Origin of the sequence: Siculibacillus lacustris (assembly GCF_004328075.1) — a bacterium.
Classification (GTDB): Bacteria; Pseudomonadota; Alphaproteobacteria; order Rhizobiales; family Ancalomicrobiaceae; genus Siculibacillus; species Siculibacillus lacustris.
This window is the reverse complement of sequence record NZ_SJFN01000058.1, coordinates 1-13,854: the sequence shown is the minus strand read 5'-3', so window position 1 is coordinate 13,854 and position 13,854 is coordinate 1. Positions and strand designations below refer to the sequence as shown.

The following is a 13,854-nucleotide window of genomic DNA, read 5'->3' as shown; positions in this document are numbered from 1 at the left end:
CGCGAGATCGCCGTCGGCCACGATTTCCGCAGCTATTCGGCGTCGATCAAGCTGGCACTGGTCACCGGCCTGATGGCCGCGGGCTGCAAGGTGCACGACATCGGCCTCGCCATCACCCCGATGGCCTATTTCGCCCAGTTCGAACTCGACGTGCCCGCGGTCGCCATGGTCACCGCCTCGCACAACGAGAACGGTTGGACCGGCGTCAAGATGGGCTGCGATCGGCCGCTGACCTTCGGCCCCGAAGARATGACGCGCCTGAAGGAGATCGTGCTGTCCGGCCGCTTCGATCTCTCCGGCGGCGGCTCTTACGTCTTCCACGCGAACTTCCCCGACCGCTATGTCGCCGACCTGACCACCCGGCCGAAGCTCGACCGTCCCCTGAAGGTGGTCGCGGCCTGCGGCAACGGCACCGCCGGCGCCTTCGCCGAGCGCATCCTGGCGGCGATCGGCGTCGACGTGGTGCCGCTCGACACCACCCTCGACTGGACCTTCCCGCGCTACAATCCCAATCCGGAAGATCTGGCGATGCTCCACGCCATCCGTGACGAGGTGCTGAAGACCGGCGCCGACGTCGGCCTGGGCTTCGACGGCGACGGCGACCGCTGCGGCGTCATCGACGACCTCGGCGAGGAGATCTTCGCCGACAAGGTCGGCGTCATGCTCGCCCGCGACCTCGCCCGCGTCCACGACAAGCCGACCTTCGTCGTCGACGTCAAGTCGACCGGGCTCTACCACTCCGATCCGGTGCTGCAGAGCCTCGGGGTCACCACCGATTATTGGAAGACCGGCCACAGCTACATCAAGCGCCGGGTCCACGAGCTCGGGGCGCTGGCCGGTTTCGAGAAGTCCGGCCACTATTTCTTCAACGCGCCGATCGGCCGCGGCTACGACGACGGCTTCGTCTCGGCGATCGCGGTGATCGACATGCTCGCCCGCAATCCCGGAAAGAAGATGTCCGACCTCCGCCAGGCCCTGCCCAAGACCTGGTCGTCGCCGACCATGTCGCCCCACTGCGGCGACGAGGTGAAATACGGCGTGGTCGACAAGGTGATCGCCCGGCTGCTGGCCATGAAGGAATCGGGCGAGCCGCTCGACGGCCACGCGATCGTCGAGGTCAACACCGTCAACGGCATTCGGGTGACCACCGCCGACGGCACCTGGGGCCTGATCCGCGCCTCGTCGAACAAGCCGGAGCTGGTGGTGGTGATCGAGAGCCCGGTGTCGGAAGCCCGCTATCGCGCCATGTTCCACGCCATGGACGCCGTGCTGCGCGAGAACCCGGAAGTCGGCGCCTACAACCAGACCATCTGAGTGGTAAATCCATAAGAATGCGGAGTCGATCCGAAAGACAGTTCGGGAACAAAATTCGCTCATGCATCCAGTGTGGACGCCGATTTGATGGAAACGTCAATGTTGATCGGAGAGAAGCAGAATACCTGATTGTATAGAGTCTCGCTTTGAGAAAATGTAAAACACGGGTCTTTTCTCGAATGGGCAGCTTAGGTTATTTCTGTGTGGATATCTGCACCCAGAGCCGTGGATGTACATTCGACTGACGCATGATCCAATGGTAATCGGTGGCTGTGATCGGTGACACCTCGGGATTGAGATTGTCGAGGATGAAATCGCCTCGATCAGTTCTTACCGTCAAAACGAGATGGAACAAGCTATCGACATTGAAACGCGAGTGAACGACGGTCAACGACAAGGAGCGAACCGGCCATCCCCGCCGAATCAACTCCATGCGCTTCTGAATTGCGTATTCATTGCAGTGACCGCTCGTGGCTTCCAGAGACCAGTGATCATAATCCTTTTTGTCCCAATCGGGAACTATCCGATTGTTGATGATGTTGTTTACAGCGATAAGTTCATCCCACCTACTTGCGCCTAGCTTTACTAAGTTGTCCTTACCGTCAGATTCGCATTGATCGCTATACTGAGCGCAAAAGTTATAAAAGCCATCATAGGCAGATATAAAACCTCGATCGATGAGACCGCGATTGCGCCGGGGGGGGGCTTGCTCAGTCAACTCAGCAAAAGAGGCGCTCCAACTGCTCTCAGTCTGGGAGAAAAAGTAGAGGCTGAAGAGCACCAATATCTGACAAATTAAAACCTTCACAAAATTCCTCCATTGCCTCATTCGATACGGAGTCCCGAAAATTCGACGGCAACACATCATATCGAGATGACGTGCCGATGTCTGCCGATGGAATACGTCTGCCGTCCGCACTCGCCGATCTTCACTGCTGCCGGGGCAAAGTCGCCAGATTCGATCACATCAGCTTATGTACGAGATCAGTGGCGCGGAGTCATGTACCTTCGGCCCTCCCCCGGGGCGCGGCTCGTCCGCGCCCTGGTGCGCGTCGAAGGGACGCACCGATAGTGCTCGGGCGCGTTTCATCCGAGGCACCATGAGGCGATCGTGAAAGCCCCGGACGGCCGCCGCGATCGAGCCGAGACATAGGAAGATGATCCCGGCGATCAGACCGCCGATGCCGAAGGGCGTGACGAGCGCCTCGGGACGCAGGCCGCAGGTTCGCACGGCGACCAGACCGCCGAGCAGGAGGGTGACGGCACCGGCCGGCGCGACGAAGAGGGCACGAAAACGGGTACAGGCGACCGCGAGAACGCTGGTGATCGCCGGGAGCAGAGCCTCGGCGCCGAGCCGGGCGTTCGGCGGCGAGACGAAGGATCCGCTGCCCCTCGCCATGGATGCCTGCGGTGCCCTCTAAGCGGAGGTGACGCTCGGGACGGTCGAGCGGGGCCTGCTGCCGCCGACCCTGAGCTGTCTCTACTGGATCCGGAAATCGGCTTCGAGCCGATCCCCTGCGGGGCGTGTCCGACCGAGGTGGGCCATGCCCTGTCCAATTCCCTTGCCTTCGAGGGTTTCAGCGTCTCGCGGCCCCTCGACCGCGTCTGACGGGCCGGAAGCGACGGGCACGCCCGTTACCGAGTCGGACTTCGCGACCGGAGCCGTTGCGGTGTTCGACCGGCCGCTCGGCAAGTCGATCGCTGGCATTGCGCGCGAGCCGATCGACGTATCCGTCCGTCGACAGCCGACTTGCTCGGCAGGGGCATTCCGACGAACGTTCCGGCACTCTGATCCGGCACAGATGCCGGGTGCAGAATGCGTGATCGGGGATGGAGCAGCGGGAGTCTCGCATCCTGCCCCGGCGCCGAGTGCGGGATCAGAAGCGAGCGCTCGTCGAAACAGGCGAGGCCTCGGGTGGGTGATCGGCACGGCGAAATGCCATCACATCGAAGCCCGGTAGATCGAGCGTCGGCGAGAGCGGCTTTTCGAGCCGGTCGAGACGAGCAATTTGAACGGATTGATCAACGAGTCGGCGGGACTGCCTGTCAGCGCGGGGTTGACTGCAACTCTCCGCGCCTGGAGAGCGTCGACAAAGCCCTGACGAGCGCCCGCGTTCGTCAGACCAATTTGCGAGCGAGATACCTCGACACATAGAGCGCAAGGATCGCTCCTGCGACAGCGCCGGCACTACTCGAGAGCCAGCCGTCGATGCAGGGGTGGCTTCCGGGGATCCAGATCTGGAGAAATTCAAATAAAAAAGACGCCGCGGACAGGGCGGTGATGTACGCCCATGCAAATCTGCGTGTAAAGCCAAATATCAGGAAGAAAGTTGTTACGGTATAGGCAACAAAAAGCTCCAAGGAGCCGTTCAGGGCTAGATTTTGATGTACGAGACTTGGCACCGACGAAAATACGCCGATTGCCGAAAGGCATCCGAGTCCGGCTACGCGCGCCCAACGTCTCAGTTCGGTCAGTGAGATCAAGGCGCCCTCCTGATTTCACGACATTAATCCGAGCCAAATTGGTTCCAGCGATTTTCCGAGTTGGATACGTCGGCATTCATGCTACGTAAATATACGTATACTTCGATAGGCGTGCAGAACAAGAAATATACCGTCGGAAATCGACTAAAGAAATCAAACATGTACCACTCCGATTTACTACGTAAGCGAATCTGCTTGCCGCCCATGGGCGACCGAGTAAAATAATCAACGCGGCATTGCGTAGGGTAAGGAGTAGCAATCATGAGGTCTGTCGCAACAACGGCCGTCATCTCGGGCTTGGTCGTGGCTCTATCGGCCGGCGCATCATCGGCGAGCAATCTGGTCGCCAATGGTGATTTCACCAGCAGTCTCAGTAGCGGGTGGAACGCTACCAACCAAGTCAATATATCGACCGACACCGACTACATCGCTCACGCCGGCGCCAGCGGAAGCAGTGGAGTGGGCAGCTATCTCGCATTTGGTGCGGGAGACCTCGCCGGTGGGTCGATCTGGCAAACCCTGTCGACTGTCAAGGGTTTGACCTACAAACTGTCGTTCGACTATGCCGGGTTTGGATCGACCAATGATCAGACGCTGAGCTATGCGATCGGGGCGGTCTCGTCGTCCGTATCCGTCTACGGTTCGTGACTGCAGACAAATCTGACCAACATCTTCCACACGCAGACTTTAATCTTTGTGGCGGATTCGACGTCGACCAATCTGAAGTTCTCGGACACGTCGGCGAAAACGTTCAGCGCCGACATGTTGCTGGCGAACGTCTCGGTGACCGCCGTGCCTGGGCCGATAGCCGGCGCCGGCCTTCCGGTGGTGCTCGGTTTGGCCGGCTTCGCGGCATGGCGTCGCCGTCGCTCCGCGGCGTGAGTTTGAGCGCAGAATTCAGGCTTCGAGTGGAGCCCGCGCAGATTGCGGCCGGCGACCTCGTGTCGACGGCCGCTTCCATTTGCAGGCTCGAAGCTGGACGGTTCTGTTCACGGGTCGGCGAGCATCGGGATCGGTTGATTTCGGCTTGTTGCAGCGGCGGGACCAGAGGGAACGGCAGTTCGGTCCGGGGCGAGGTGGAGGTCGAGTACCCACCCGACGGCTGCTTCTCCCCTTTCTCAGGCGGCGGCCCTGCGCCGGATGAAGAGCAATCTGCGGATGTTGTAGAGAGGAATTTCGGTCGTCGTTCGCGCGATATCGATCGTCCGCACGATGAGGTCGATTCTCGTCTTCCGAGCGCCGAAGACATTCTCGACGCGACTGAAGAACTCCGACTCGGCTTTGTCGGTTCGCCGGTTTCGCTCCGGTGTCGGGCGCCCTTCGGCTTCTTGCGACGGAACCCTCCGATGAAGCCGTTGATCGGCGATCAACTCGATCGGCGCCATCCGGTCATCGGTCATCGGTCATCGCTGCCTTCCTCGTCGGGTTCGGTGTCGTAACCGAACCCGACGCCAGCATCGACGATGGCCGCCATGCGGCGACCGCTCCTACACCACTCCCGGGGTCGTCACCGGACAAAGATCTTCGAGTTGGCTGCCGAGAACGAGTTCGAGGGGCCGAAGGCGAGGCCCCCGCCGATACGCAGTTTCACGGCGGTCGCAAGAGAGGATTTCGCGCGGGTGTTAACCCACTCTTTAGAATTGAAACTTTGGCCGATGCGCCACATTGACCGCCCGCAGATCGGAGGAGTATCTCTATTGGCAGATGATCAGATTGCCGCGGTCGACAGTGCGTGAGAGTTTCAGATGAATAGCGATGTTAAAATCGATATTCTGTTCATGTCGATCGTAATTTCCTGCGTAGCCTTATGGATTCTGGTAATCGGATTTTTCCCGGATGTTTTTCTTCTCATACTCAGGGTTTTGGTAGTTGCATTCTTGGCGCTTCTCGCATTCGCATCGGCGATCGGCTTCCATGACAACTATCATCGCAATAACGAATGGCCGGTCAACTTGTTGTTGGTCGGCGGTGCCCTTTTGGGTGCGGGTTTGGCGGTAGCCTTCTGATCCCGAAAACCTGCGGCTTGCGGGGCTTATCGGTGTCGTCTCGGACGACGCCGACGACGGGCGCATTGCGGTGTACACTCGGCGTGTGCGCGTTCGTCAGCCCGATTTGCGAGACGCATATCGCGACATATGGAAAGCCAAGACTGCCCCGACGACTGCGCCGGCGCTGCTCGCGAGCCAGTTGTCGACGCCGGCGTGCCTCCCGGGTATCCATATTTGAAGGATTTCGAACAGCGCCGACGCCGCAGACAATGCAGAAATGTGCGCCCATGCAAACCGGCGGGTGAAGCCGAACACCAACAAGAACGCTGTTCCGGCATAGGCCGCAAAATGTTCCAGGTTGCCATTGTGCAGAATGTCGGGACGTTGATGCCCCGGCAACAGCGAAAACACGACGATCGCGATGACGCATCCGACGCCGGCGACACGCGCCGAAGCTCGTAGGTCCATGCGGTCGATCAAGGCATTCTCCTGAGCATGGGACATTCGGTCGGGGCAGCCGACACCCCGAGCTACGCCCGTGAATGTGGCAAAATTGCCGTACCCCCCGTCGAGCAGTGGGCTCGGACGGTAGATCCGATGTGGCTCTGCAGACGAATCCTCGGGGATATCCGAGGCGATCTACGATCCCGGCGTCCGAGAGATCCCCCTGGAGTCACGCCACCGATTCCGAGGGCCTCGGCGACGCGTGTTGCCGCAGGGAGGCCGCCGTCGGGCCGTGAGTCCACTGGACACGAACGCCGCGCGTGGGTCGGCCCGAACGCGACATGGCAAGGCGCCGGTGCTCGGCCTCGGTCGGTTGACGAGTGCGTCGTCAACCCGAAGCGGCCATTCGGCGCAGACGGTCGACCATGCCGTCGGCGAGCCGATCGAACGGCGACGCGGCCCGGTGTGTCGACGAAGAACGCGTCGGTGCCTCGTATTCGAGGTTCCGTCCAACCAGCGCATGGACGAGGTAGTCGTCGATCATGTCGAAGGGCAACTTGACACGCGTGCAGCCATCGCTGCACCGACGCCGATCGAGGTGTCTGTCGAAGGCGTAGGACCGGCCGCCGTCGGTCGCCACACCCGTGAAGTCTGCGAGTTCGTCGTAGGTCAGCCAAATCTGAGGCATCGCGCTCGTCCTCTCGAGGGTCTGTCGGCACCTTACCCATGCGTCGCATAACAGGAGGTTAGCGAAGGGCGGGAAGGGCTGGAGGCGATCCGGAACCCCGCTTCGTGGGTCGGAACGAACGCGGTCATTGCAACGTTAAGGAGATTGCAGGAAATTGCGGACTCTCCACGAAAATGCCGCTAATATGATCTCTCTTGAATACGGATGTGTTCGCTTCGATCCGCGGAAGGTGGTCAACGATGCGTAATGTGATGTCACTGGTTTTGGGATCCGCGGTGCTGGCCGTGATCGCGACCGGCGCCGCGCGTGCCCAGACCGCCGGCGCCACGGTCTTGACCGACGCCGAGAAGGCCGCGGTTTCCGCCATCCTCGACAACGTCGGTCGTCAGGATGGCGAGGCGCTGCGGCAGAGTCTCGTCGGTACGATTTCCGGTCTCGGAGCGACGGGCGCAAATCCCCGCAATGTGGTGGCGGCGGCCAAGCTCGGGGCCGGTTCGCGGCTCCAGACTCTGAACTCGGCGCTGCTCGATCTCTGCCTCAGTCGAACCGGGGGCGGCGTCTATTGCCAACTGGCCGCCGTACCCGTGCCCAATACCGCCGACGCCTCCATTCAGACCGCTGCGACCGGTGACGGCGCCGCAGCCGGCGGCTTCAGTGGTGGAACAGGGATCGGCGGCGCGGCTTCGACCGCGACCGGTGGCAACCGTGGCGGCGGAACGACGTCGGGGTCCATCACACCGTCCTCGTCGTCCGTACCGATTTTCACGGCTCCGACTTTTACGCCAACGACAACGGTGGTGCCCCTCGTTAGCTCGACGCGAACGGTCATCGTAACCGGACCCGTGACTGTTCCCGGCCCGATCGCTGGGGCTGGATTGCCGGCTCTCGTCGGTCTCGGTCTCCTTTGGTACCGTAGTCGCCGTCGTGCCGGTGCCAGCTGTCGTGATGGCGTTGCGGACGCGAAATGACGGGTTACGGGTGAATGCGGCCTCACCGCAAGTGTGAGATCCACGGTTCATTCGGAAACTTCACCTCGGGAGGGCGGGTAGGAGGGCGTCGTTTCTTCCCTCGTCCACGGCCCGGCGGAGCCGGGCCGTGGACGAGGGAAGAAGGAGAGGCGGAAGGGCCATGACCGCCATCCCTTCGACAGTATAGTAGCCGACCTCGTCAAGTATTACGAGGAAGGGTGATTCCCCGCTGAAATCAAAGAGATGGTGGACGGGGGCCGGCGCATGCGCCGGCTCTTCGCGTTCCGACGGGTCGACCTCGGTCTTCCTGCTCGGCCTCGGGCCGAAGGGCCACCCGCCGCCACTCCCTCGAAGGCGTCTCCGTCCCCGATGGCTCCGGTCGCTCGTGTGTCGGGACCATCCCGAGGAGGGTGACCCTCGCGGGACCGAGCTCACGTCAGCCGGACGGAGGTCACCCCATCATCGTGCGGTTCGAGCCGCCGAGCGCGGGACGAGGCCTCGTTTCGGGGACCCGAGGTCGTCGCGCTCGTGGTCCTCGGTCGATAGGACCCGGCCGATGTCCTCGACCGGGTCGCGAGGACCGGAGCCCGTCCACCGCCCGCTCACGATCTCGCCGACCGATCTGTCCGGGTCCCGTTTCGACCGTCACCCGAACATCATGGAGGCGGAGGCGGCCGCTGGAGCGGTGTCCCCGTGCCGTCGGGATCGCCTTCACCCGCGACGTCGGACGGTCGACCGGGCGAGCCGTGAACGCCCCCGTCGGCCCGGCCGCGCCCCCGGGCCGCGCGCAGTCGCCCCCGATCCTCGGCGCGGGCCCACCGGTCCGGGCGTCGATCGGAGGCAGGGGCGCGCGGGGTCTACCGCGGCGGCGGATCCCCACGGGCCCCCCCGAGAGTCACCCGCGCGCGCTCGCGGGCACCGGGACGCGTCCCGGGAATGTTCGCCATCACCCGTGACCCGCACGGGTCCCCCTCGGTTCGACAGGGGACCCGTTCGAGCGACACCTGCCGACGACGGCCCGTGTGGCGCGGGCCGTCGGGCGGCCCGCTCTCACCCCGGCGGTCGCGGCCCGATCTCATCGCTTCGAAGAAGCCCCCTCGCGCCGGCCGTCGGGCGAGACCTCGTCGCGCGCATCGGTTCGCCGCCGGGCGCGAAGGTTCGAGGTCGTCGCACCGAGATCTCGTCGACGGCCGTGGTAGACTGTCAAAACGGGCGTCTCGAGGAACCAGCGTATTCGAGCGGAAAGACTGAAATTGCAAACGCAAAAAGACCTTCAAAACGAATCGTTGACTCGCAGGCGAATCGTATTCATCATTGTCTCATCGTCAGTGTTCCAAACAGACGAAGAAACAGGAGGTGAAGGATATGGGATACGAAAGAAACAAGAGCATTCCCGTCGACGACATCGTTGCAGACGGTGGTGAGGACGTCGAATTCGATTCGGCTCGCCTCGACGGCACGGTCGGATCGGAGGAAGACGGTGACGACGACGGTGCAGAATGTGACGTGATCGTCGACGCTCGGATCGAGCTGGAGCTGCAGGCGGCCTTCCTCTATACGGCGCTCGATCACGCCCGTCGGCTGGGACTCCGTCCCGACATGCAGCGCCTGCGCGACGCCTTTCTCGCCGCCCTGCTTCTCTCCGGCCCGGACGATCTGGAAGACGAAGACGACGGGGTCTGATCGATCGGTCGTTTCTCGCCGCTCGTGCGTTCGCGGCGCCGGTCGACGCCCCCGAGGGGGCGCCGACCGGCGCCGCGCCGATTCCGAGCCCGGGCCGAACGCGTGCCCGGCCCCCCGCGGCTTGCCGAAAGGCAGGGCGCACACAGGCCGATCGGCCGGCCGCCGCCGGTGATCGGCCCCCGGTGACGATCGCCGGCTCATGCCCGGACCACGCTCCGCAGGGCCGTTCATGCGCTCCGACCGTTCCGGCGAGAGGCCGCCGCGGCCGTGCCGTGGGGCCGCCGATCCGACCGCACCCCCGGAATACTTCGCGGCCGGCGACCGGAGCTGCGCCGCCCCCTTGGACATTCTCCATCGCCCGCGGACGGGAGGTCGGATTCCTCGGGTCTCGTCTCGAGGGCCCATCACCTCGTGTCGGGTCGACCTCGTCGCGGCGCGTCGATCTCCGTGACGCGGGCCGGCACCGCGGGCGGCGTGAGACCCGCAGCCACCTCTTCAGACATTCGAATCATCGGCCCCGTAGTTCCGAGAGTTCGGCACTTCGGGGCCGATGCCGTATCCGAAAGAGCTTCGATCGGCAGATCGTGCCACCCGATGGACCCTCGCGAGACGGGCTTCCTTCGAGTGCCTCGACGGACCGCCCGGCGCCGTGACATCGGTACCCGTCAGCGCCACCCGTCGCGTCGCGAACCCGCGTCGGTCCGGTCCGGAAGGTCGGTCGTCTCGCCCGCGGTGGCGGTCAGGGTCTTCTCTCGACGATGGAATTTCGTCGTGCACGGCCGCCGACGTGGGGTTCGGCGATCGGACCTTGCCGAATCTCGAGAGACGCCCCGGCTCCACAGCCGACCTGGTCGCCGTTCGATCCTCGGCACCGGGGGTCACGATCGCCGAGAGTTCATGGGGCTGAGATCGGAGTTGCTCCGATCGGACCTCACTCGTCTCCGGCAACGCCGATCGATCGAGGCCGATCGACCGCCGATGTTCGCGGCGGGGCCGGCCGCCGGCCACGGCCATCGGCGGAGCCGGAGGCCCGGTGTCGCTTCGCCGGCGGCGCTCGGATACGCCGATTCCGGCACCGTGTGCGGTGTCCGACCTCTCTCCGTCGGAGGCCGCAGGTATCATCTGCCGCAATGAGGCCTCGCTGATCGAGCCGAGGGAGCCTCGTTGCAACAGGCTCCACCACACCGGCTCGATCGGGTGCGACAGACCGAAGGCCTGATTCGACGGCATGAATTGGCGAGTCAGAAGACGAATCCGGGGCTCGGCCGTGCTCCACCATGAAGCGCTCGTCAGGACTCGTGCGCGAGGAGCCGTTCGCTCGAGGGGAATTCGCGTCGAGTGATTTCGAAATGGCTCATCGGTCGTTTACCGCGTTTGCGGAGTGTGCCTGCGGGGCGATCTGCTTGGAAGTTCACAAACAAATATCGGGTCGGGTTCGGCACGCTTCGCACGACGTCGAGAAAGTGGAGGCGCGGACATGGCGGACGAGACCTTGGGATCCCGCGAGGACACGGGGCAGCTCGGCCCGGATCCGCGTGCGGGCGGCTTCGGAGGCGATGGGCTCCGACCCGACCCGCGACGGCAGGCCGAGACCTTTCGCGAGAATCTACTCCGCTTCCGCCGCTGTCTCGAGAGCCGTGATCGCGGAAATCTCGCCGATTCCCGAAGGTCGAATCGACTGTCGATCGTGTTCTCGACTTCCGAGGCGGGTGTCTCGCCGGACGCGCTCGCCGCGCCGGTGGGCGGATCCCTCGGCGCGGCAATTCTCGCGATAGGGACCGGAGCGGGGCGCAACCGTGACCGTCGCGCCGCGTCGCCATCGGCACCTCCGCGCGCGCCGACCCGGGTGAGCATTGCGGGTTTCGCGCCGACTGCTGCCACCCCCCGGTGTCGCGGACCGCGCCGAGCCCCCGGTTGTAAGGGTGGGGTGAGCCGAAGGCGCGGCCACGAAGACCGGCATGGTGAGGACCGGAACGTCGCGCCGGCGCTTGCCTCGAGACGGTGCCTTCATCTCGGCGCGGCGGTAAGGCGCCCGCAAATCGAGTTGCGCACCGCTCGATTCGGATCGAAGTCGTCGGCGAGAAGAAGCCGAAGTCGACCCGAGAGTAGGCATGGCCGCCATCGAATGGCCGAGACGGTGCGGGCCGCGATCGGCTTCGGCCGCGCTCGACGCCGATGCGCGCAGAATGCTTCGAACCGGGTCGAAGGCAGATCTCGAAGCCGCTGGTGGGAGGCCGAAAATATTCATTGAGACAATGGCTTGCGGCGTGCAAACCCCTCGTCTGGGCGCGCACGCCGATGATCGCTGGCGCGGTTCGAACGCCTTCGGCGACCGCCGAACAGCAATATAAAATCTTCGCGGTACGATTAGCTTTACAGTAAGTATATAATTGTTCTTTTCTTGCCAAAGCACAATATAAGTAGACTCAAAGAAGAAAAGGCATAAGTTGCTTTCACGATCTTGACGGGTCGAACTCGAGGAGCTTTGGTCATGACGTGCAAGAATCAGAATTCGAACAGTTACGCGGTGCAAGCCGATCGGAATGCTCTCGGACGAGTGCAGATCTCTCCCACTGATGGGGTGGGTGGGAAATGGCAATGGCGGGCCGGAGTGCAGTTTCAGGTCTTCTCCGGCGCAACGCTTCGAACCGAACTGGATCATCGACCGCGGATCCTGCGTGAGGGCCGCATCTCCGATACGCGCGAGGCATCCGCCGACAATCGCGAGCGGGTGTTCGCCTATCTCGATTTTCTCGACCGGTCCGGCCTCGCGCTTCCCGCCGATGCGCAGTGGCCGAACCGCCTGTCGGTCGAAATCGCGGCAAAGGAGGCAGGTGTGGCCCGCGATTCCATCGCTTCCGTCGACAGTGAGCTTCGGCGGGTGATCGACGGCCGGTTGGAACGTCTCGGCCTCGCCGAGATCGTGAGTGTCGTCGGCAGCCGGTCCGCGTTCGAACCCGTTGCCCTCTTCGAAGCTCGCGGGATCGTCGCCCGCCAAGTGATGCAGGACGCCGGGAAGGCGGGCCGGCCGGCCGCAGCCATGGTGCGGCGGGTCGAAGCGCTCTTCACGCGGCTCGTCCATCGCGCCGACGGCGGGGGTGCATCGGCTCTGGAGGCACTGCGCTGCCTCCTCGCCGACGCCGACGCCGGTGAGCTGCGGGCCGGGGTCGACGATCGCCCGGTCGTCGAGCAGGCGATCGCGACCCTCGAAACCTTCGAAGCCCGACGCTGGGCGTCGGCCGAAAGTGGCGTCAATGACGGGTTGGCGGCGAGTTTCTCCGAGGCTCTGACCCAGATCGTCTACGGCACCGGCCTTCCGTTCCACCGGGTTGCGCAACTGGCCGGCGTGAAGGCGACGGCGTTGCGGCGCTGGATGCACGACGAACGTGTTCCGGACCGCCGGAACGAGGCCGTGTTGCGCGAGATCTGCCGCCTCGCCGGACGCGAACCCGATGGTCTCTTGGCACGCATTCGTCGGCGGCGGCACGGAACCGCGCGGCTCTACGAAGCAGACTTCCCGTCGCGGTTCCACGGCGCCGACAAGATGCGTATGCGTTCGCGCCTCGCATCGCGGATTCCCCTGATCCCCGGGCGAGGCCCCGCCGGAGAAGACGCGCACCTGACCGCCGCGATCGAAACGCTCGCCGCGGATCACGATCGGCATTTCGCGCGGGGTCGTCGCCGCCAGAAACTCCGCGAGAGCGCTCGAATGGGTGAGCCTCCGGAATCCTTCGGTCGGGAAGTCGAGGCCTACCTCGAATACCTGCGGGATGATCGGCCGATCGACAAGAACCGTGAGCATGAGGCGTTGAGGCCTGCCACCATCGCCACCTATCGAAATCTCTTGCGGCGGTTCGGGGCCTTCGTCGTATCCGACCGCATCGATCCTTCCCTCCGGATCGATGGCGACGGGCTGTCGCTCGCCCACATCGCCGTGACGCCCTTGTGGCGCGCCTTCTTCGCTCACAAGCTCTCGTATCGGGAGGAGCACGAACGCCTCGACACCGCCACCGTCGACCGGCTTCATGTCGCCTTGTTGTTGATTTCCGCGGAGAACTGACCCAGGCTTTCCACTGAGAACTGACCCGCCTTGATGATGGTCGGTTGGTCAGTTGGCGGTCAAGTTCCTCGTCTTCTCCCTGGTTGGTTTGGCCGTTTTCGCCGAACTGTTCTTGAAGCGGAAGCTGTCGTTCCCTGTCTCCAGGATGTGGCAGTGGTGGGTGAGCCGGTCGAGCAACGCGGTCGTCATCTTGGCATCGCCGAAGACGGTCGCCCATTCACTGAA

The 13,854-nt window shown here is 63.6% G+C and carries 14 protein-coding genes; 7 read left to right on the top strand and 7 right to left on the bottom strand.

The window, feature by feature from the left end:
* A partial coding sequence (locus tag EYW49_RS22105; RefSeq protein WP_131311825.1) for a phosphomannomutase/phosphoglucomutase occupies nucleotides 1-1,314 on the top strand: 1,314 nt, incomplete at its 5' end.
* A 193-nt stretch (nucleotides 1,315-1,507) separates the two neighbouring features.
* Here the strand turns inward: EYW49_RS22105 and EYW49_RS22100 are convergent.
* From EYW49_RS22100 to EYW49_RS22090, 3 genes are all read right to left on the bottom strand, one after another.
* The gene (locus EYW49_RS22100; protein WP_165498373.1) at nucleotides 1,508-2,122 is read right to left on the bottom strand and encodes a transglutaminase-like cysteine peptidase; all 615 of its coding nucleotides are present in this window, start codon (nucleotides 2,120-2,122) and stop codon (nucleotides 1,508-1,510) included.
* Nucleotides 2,123-2,281: 159 nt separating this feature from the next.
* The gene (locus EYW49_RS22095; protein WP_131311821.1) at nucleotides 2,282-2,713 is read right to left on the bottom strand and encodes a hypothetical protein; all 432 of its coding nucleotides are present in this window, start codon (nucleotides 2,711-2,713) and stop codon (nucleotides 2,282-2,284) included.
* 719 nt (nucleotides 2,714-3,432) lie between these two features.
* Nucleotides 3,433-3,798, bottom strand: coding sequence for a VanZ family protein (locus EYW49_RS22090; protein WP_131311819.1), 366 nt, complete (start codon nucleotides 3,796-3,798; stop codon nucleotides 3,433-3,435).
* 261 nt (nucleotides 3,799-4,059) lie between these two features.
* Between EYW49_RS22090 and EYW49_RS22085 the strand changes: the two genes are divergently transcribed.
* Both EYW49_RS22085 and EYW49_RS22080 read left to right on the top strand, forming a co-directional pair.
* A complete protein-coding gene (locus EYW49_RS22085) occupies nucleotides 4,060-4,446 on the top strand; it encodes a hypothetical protein (RefSeq protein WP_131311817.1) in 387 nt (128 codons plus the stop codon).
* Nucleotides 4,447-4,494: 48 nt separating this feature from the next.
* Nucleotides 4,495-4,680, top strand: a complete 186-nt coding sequence (locus EYW49_RS22080) for a hypothetical protein (protein WP_131311815.1) — start codon at nucleotides 4,495-4,497, stop codon at nucleotides 4,678-4,680.
* Between the two features lie 236 nt (nucleotides 4,681-4,916).
* Here the strand turns inward: EYW49_RS22080 and EYW49_RS22075 are convergent, their stop codons facing one another.
* Nucleotides 4,917-5,198, bottom strand: coding sequence for a hypothetical protein (locus EYW49_RS22075; RefSeq protein ID WP_131311812.1), 282 nt, complete (start codon nucleotides 5,196-5,198; stop codon nucleotides 4,917-4,919).
* 345 nt (nucleotides 5,199-5,543) lie between these two features.
* Here EYW49_RS22075 and EYW49_RS22070 point away from each other — a divergent pair, with 345 nt between their 5' ends.
* Complete coding sequence (locus EYW49_RS22070) at nucleotides 5,544-5,804, top strand: hypothetical protein (protein WP_131311810.1); 261 nt, start codon at nucleotides 5,544-5,546, stop codon at nucleotides 5,802-5,804.
* 96 nt (nucleotides 5,805-5,900) lie between these two features.
* Here EYW49_RS22070 and EYW49_RS22065 read toward each other — a convergent pair whose 3' ends face one another.
* Together EYW49_RS22065 and EYW49_RS23165 are read right to left on the bottom strand one after the other, a co-directional pair.
* On the bottom strand, nucleotides 5,901-6,266 hold the full coding sequence (locus tag EYW49_RS22065; RefSeq protein WP_165498372.1) for a VanZ family protein: 366 nt from the start codon (nucleotides 6,264-6,266) through the stop codon (nucleotides 5,901-5,903).
* 352 nt (nucleotides 6,267-6,618) lie between these two features.
* Nucleotides 6,619-6,774 (bottom strand): hypothetical protein, encoded by a 156-nt coding sequence (locus EYW49_RS23165; protein WP_165498371.1) that lies wholly within the window; start codon nucleotides 6,772-6,774, stop codon nucleotides 6,619-6,621.
* 383 nt (nucleotides 6,775-7,157) lie between these two features.
* On the opposite strand from EYW49_RS23165, the gene EYW49_RS22060 reads away from it, so the two are divergent.
* The 3 genes from EYW49_RS22060 (at nucleotide 7,158) to EYW49_RS22050 (ending at nucleotide 13,629) form a co-directional block, all read left to right on the top strand.
* Nucleotides 7,158-7,886 carry a hypothetical protein gene (locus tag EYW49_RS22060; protein WP_131311806.1) on the top strand — a complete coding sequence of 243 codons (729 nt, stop codon included), beginning with the start codon at nucleotides 7,158-7,160 and terminating at the stop codon, nucleotides 7,884-7,886.
* Between the two features lie 1,314 nt (nucleotides 7,887-9,200).
* Complete coding sequence (locus tag EYW49_RS22055) at nucleotides 9,201-9,569, top strand: hypothetical protein (protein WP_131311804.1); 369 nt, start codon at nucleotides 9,201-9,203, stop codon at nucleotides 9,567-9,569.
* A 2,491-nt stretch (nucleotides 9,570-12,060) separates the two neighbouring features.
* On the top strand, nucleotides 12,061-13,629 hold the full coding sequence (locus EYW49_RS22050) for a hypothetical protein (protein WP_131311803.1): 1,569 nt from the start codon (nucleotides 12,061-12,063) through the stop codon (nucleotides 13,627-13,629).
* 48 nt (nucleotides 13,630-13,677) lie between these two features.
* Here EYW49_RS22050 and EYW49_RS22045 read toward each other — a convergent pair.
* A partial coding sequence (locus tag EYW49_RS22045) for an ATP-binding protein (RefSeq protein WP_165498370.1) occupies nucleotides 13,678-13,854 on the bottom strand: 177 nt, incomplete at its 5' end.

What these genes read in the sequence shown, in the direction of transcription:
- EYW49_RS22050 (WP_131311803.1), top strand. Translation starts at nt 12,061, where the DNA reads ATGACGTGCAAGAATCAGAATTCGAACAGTTACGCGGTGCAAGCCGAT.
- EYW49_RS22085 (WP_131311817.1), top strand. Translation starts at nt 4,060, where the DNA reads ATGAGGTCTGTCGCAACAACGGCCGTCATCTCGGGCTTGGTCGTGGCT.
- EYW49_RS22060 (WP_131311806.1), top strand. Translation starts at nt 7,158, where the DNA reads ATGCGTAATGTGATGTCACTGGTTTTGGGATCCGCGGTGCTGGCCGTG.
- EYW49_RS22095 (WP_131311821.1), bottom strand. Translation starts at nt 2,713, where the DNA reads ATGGCGAGGGGCAGCGGATCCTTCGTCTCGCCGCCGAACGCCCGGCTC.
- EYW49_RS22075 (WP_131311812.1), bottom strand. Translation starts at nt 5,198, where the DNA reads ATGACCGATGACCGGATGGCGCCGATCGAGTTGATCGCCGATCAACGG.
- EYW49_RS22070 (WP_131311810.1), top strand. Translation starts at nt 5,544, where the DNA reads ATGAATAGCGATGTTAAAATCGATATTCTGTTCATGTCGATCGTAATT.
- EYW49_RS23165 (WP_165498371.1), bottom strand. Translation starts at nt 6,774, where the DNA reads ATGATCGACGACTACCTCGTCCATGCGCTGGTTGGACGGAACCTCGAA.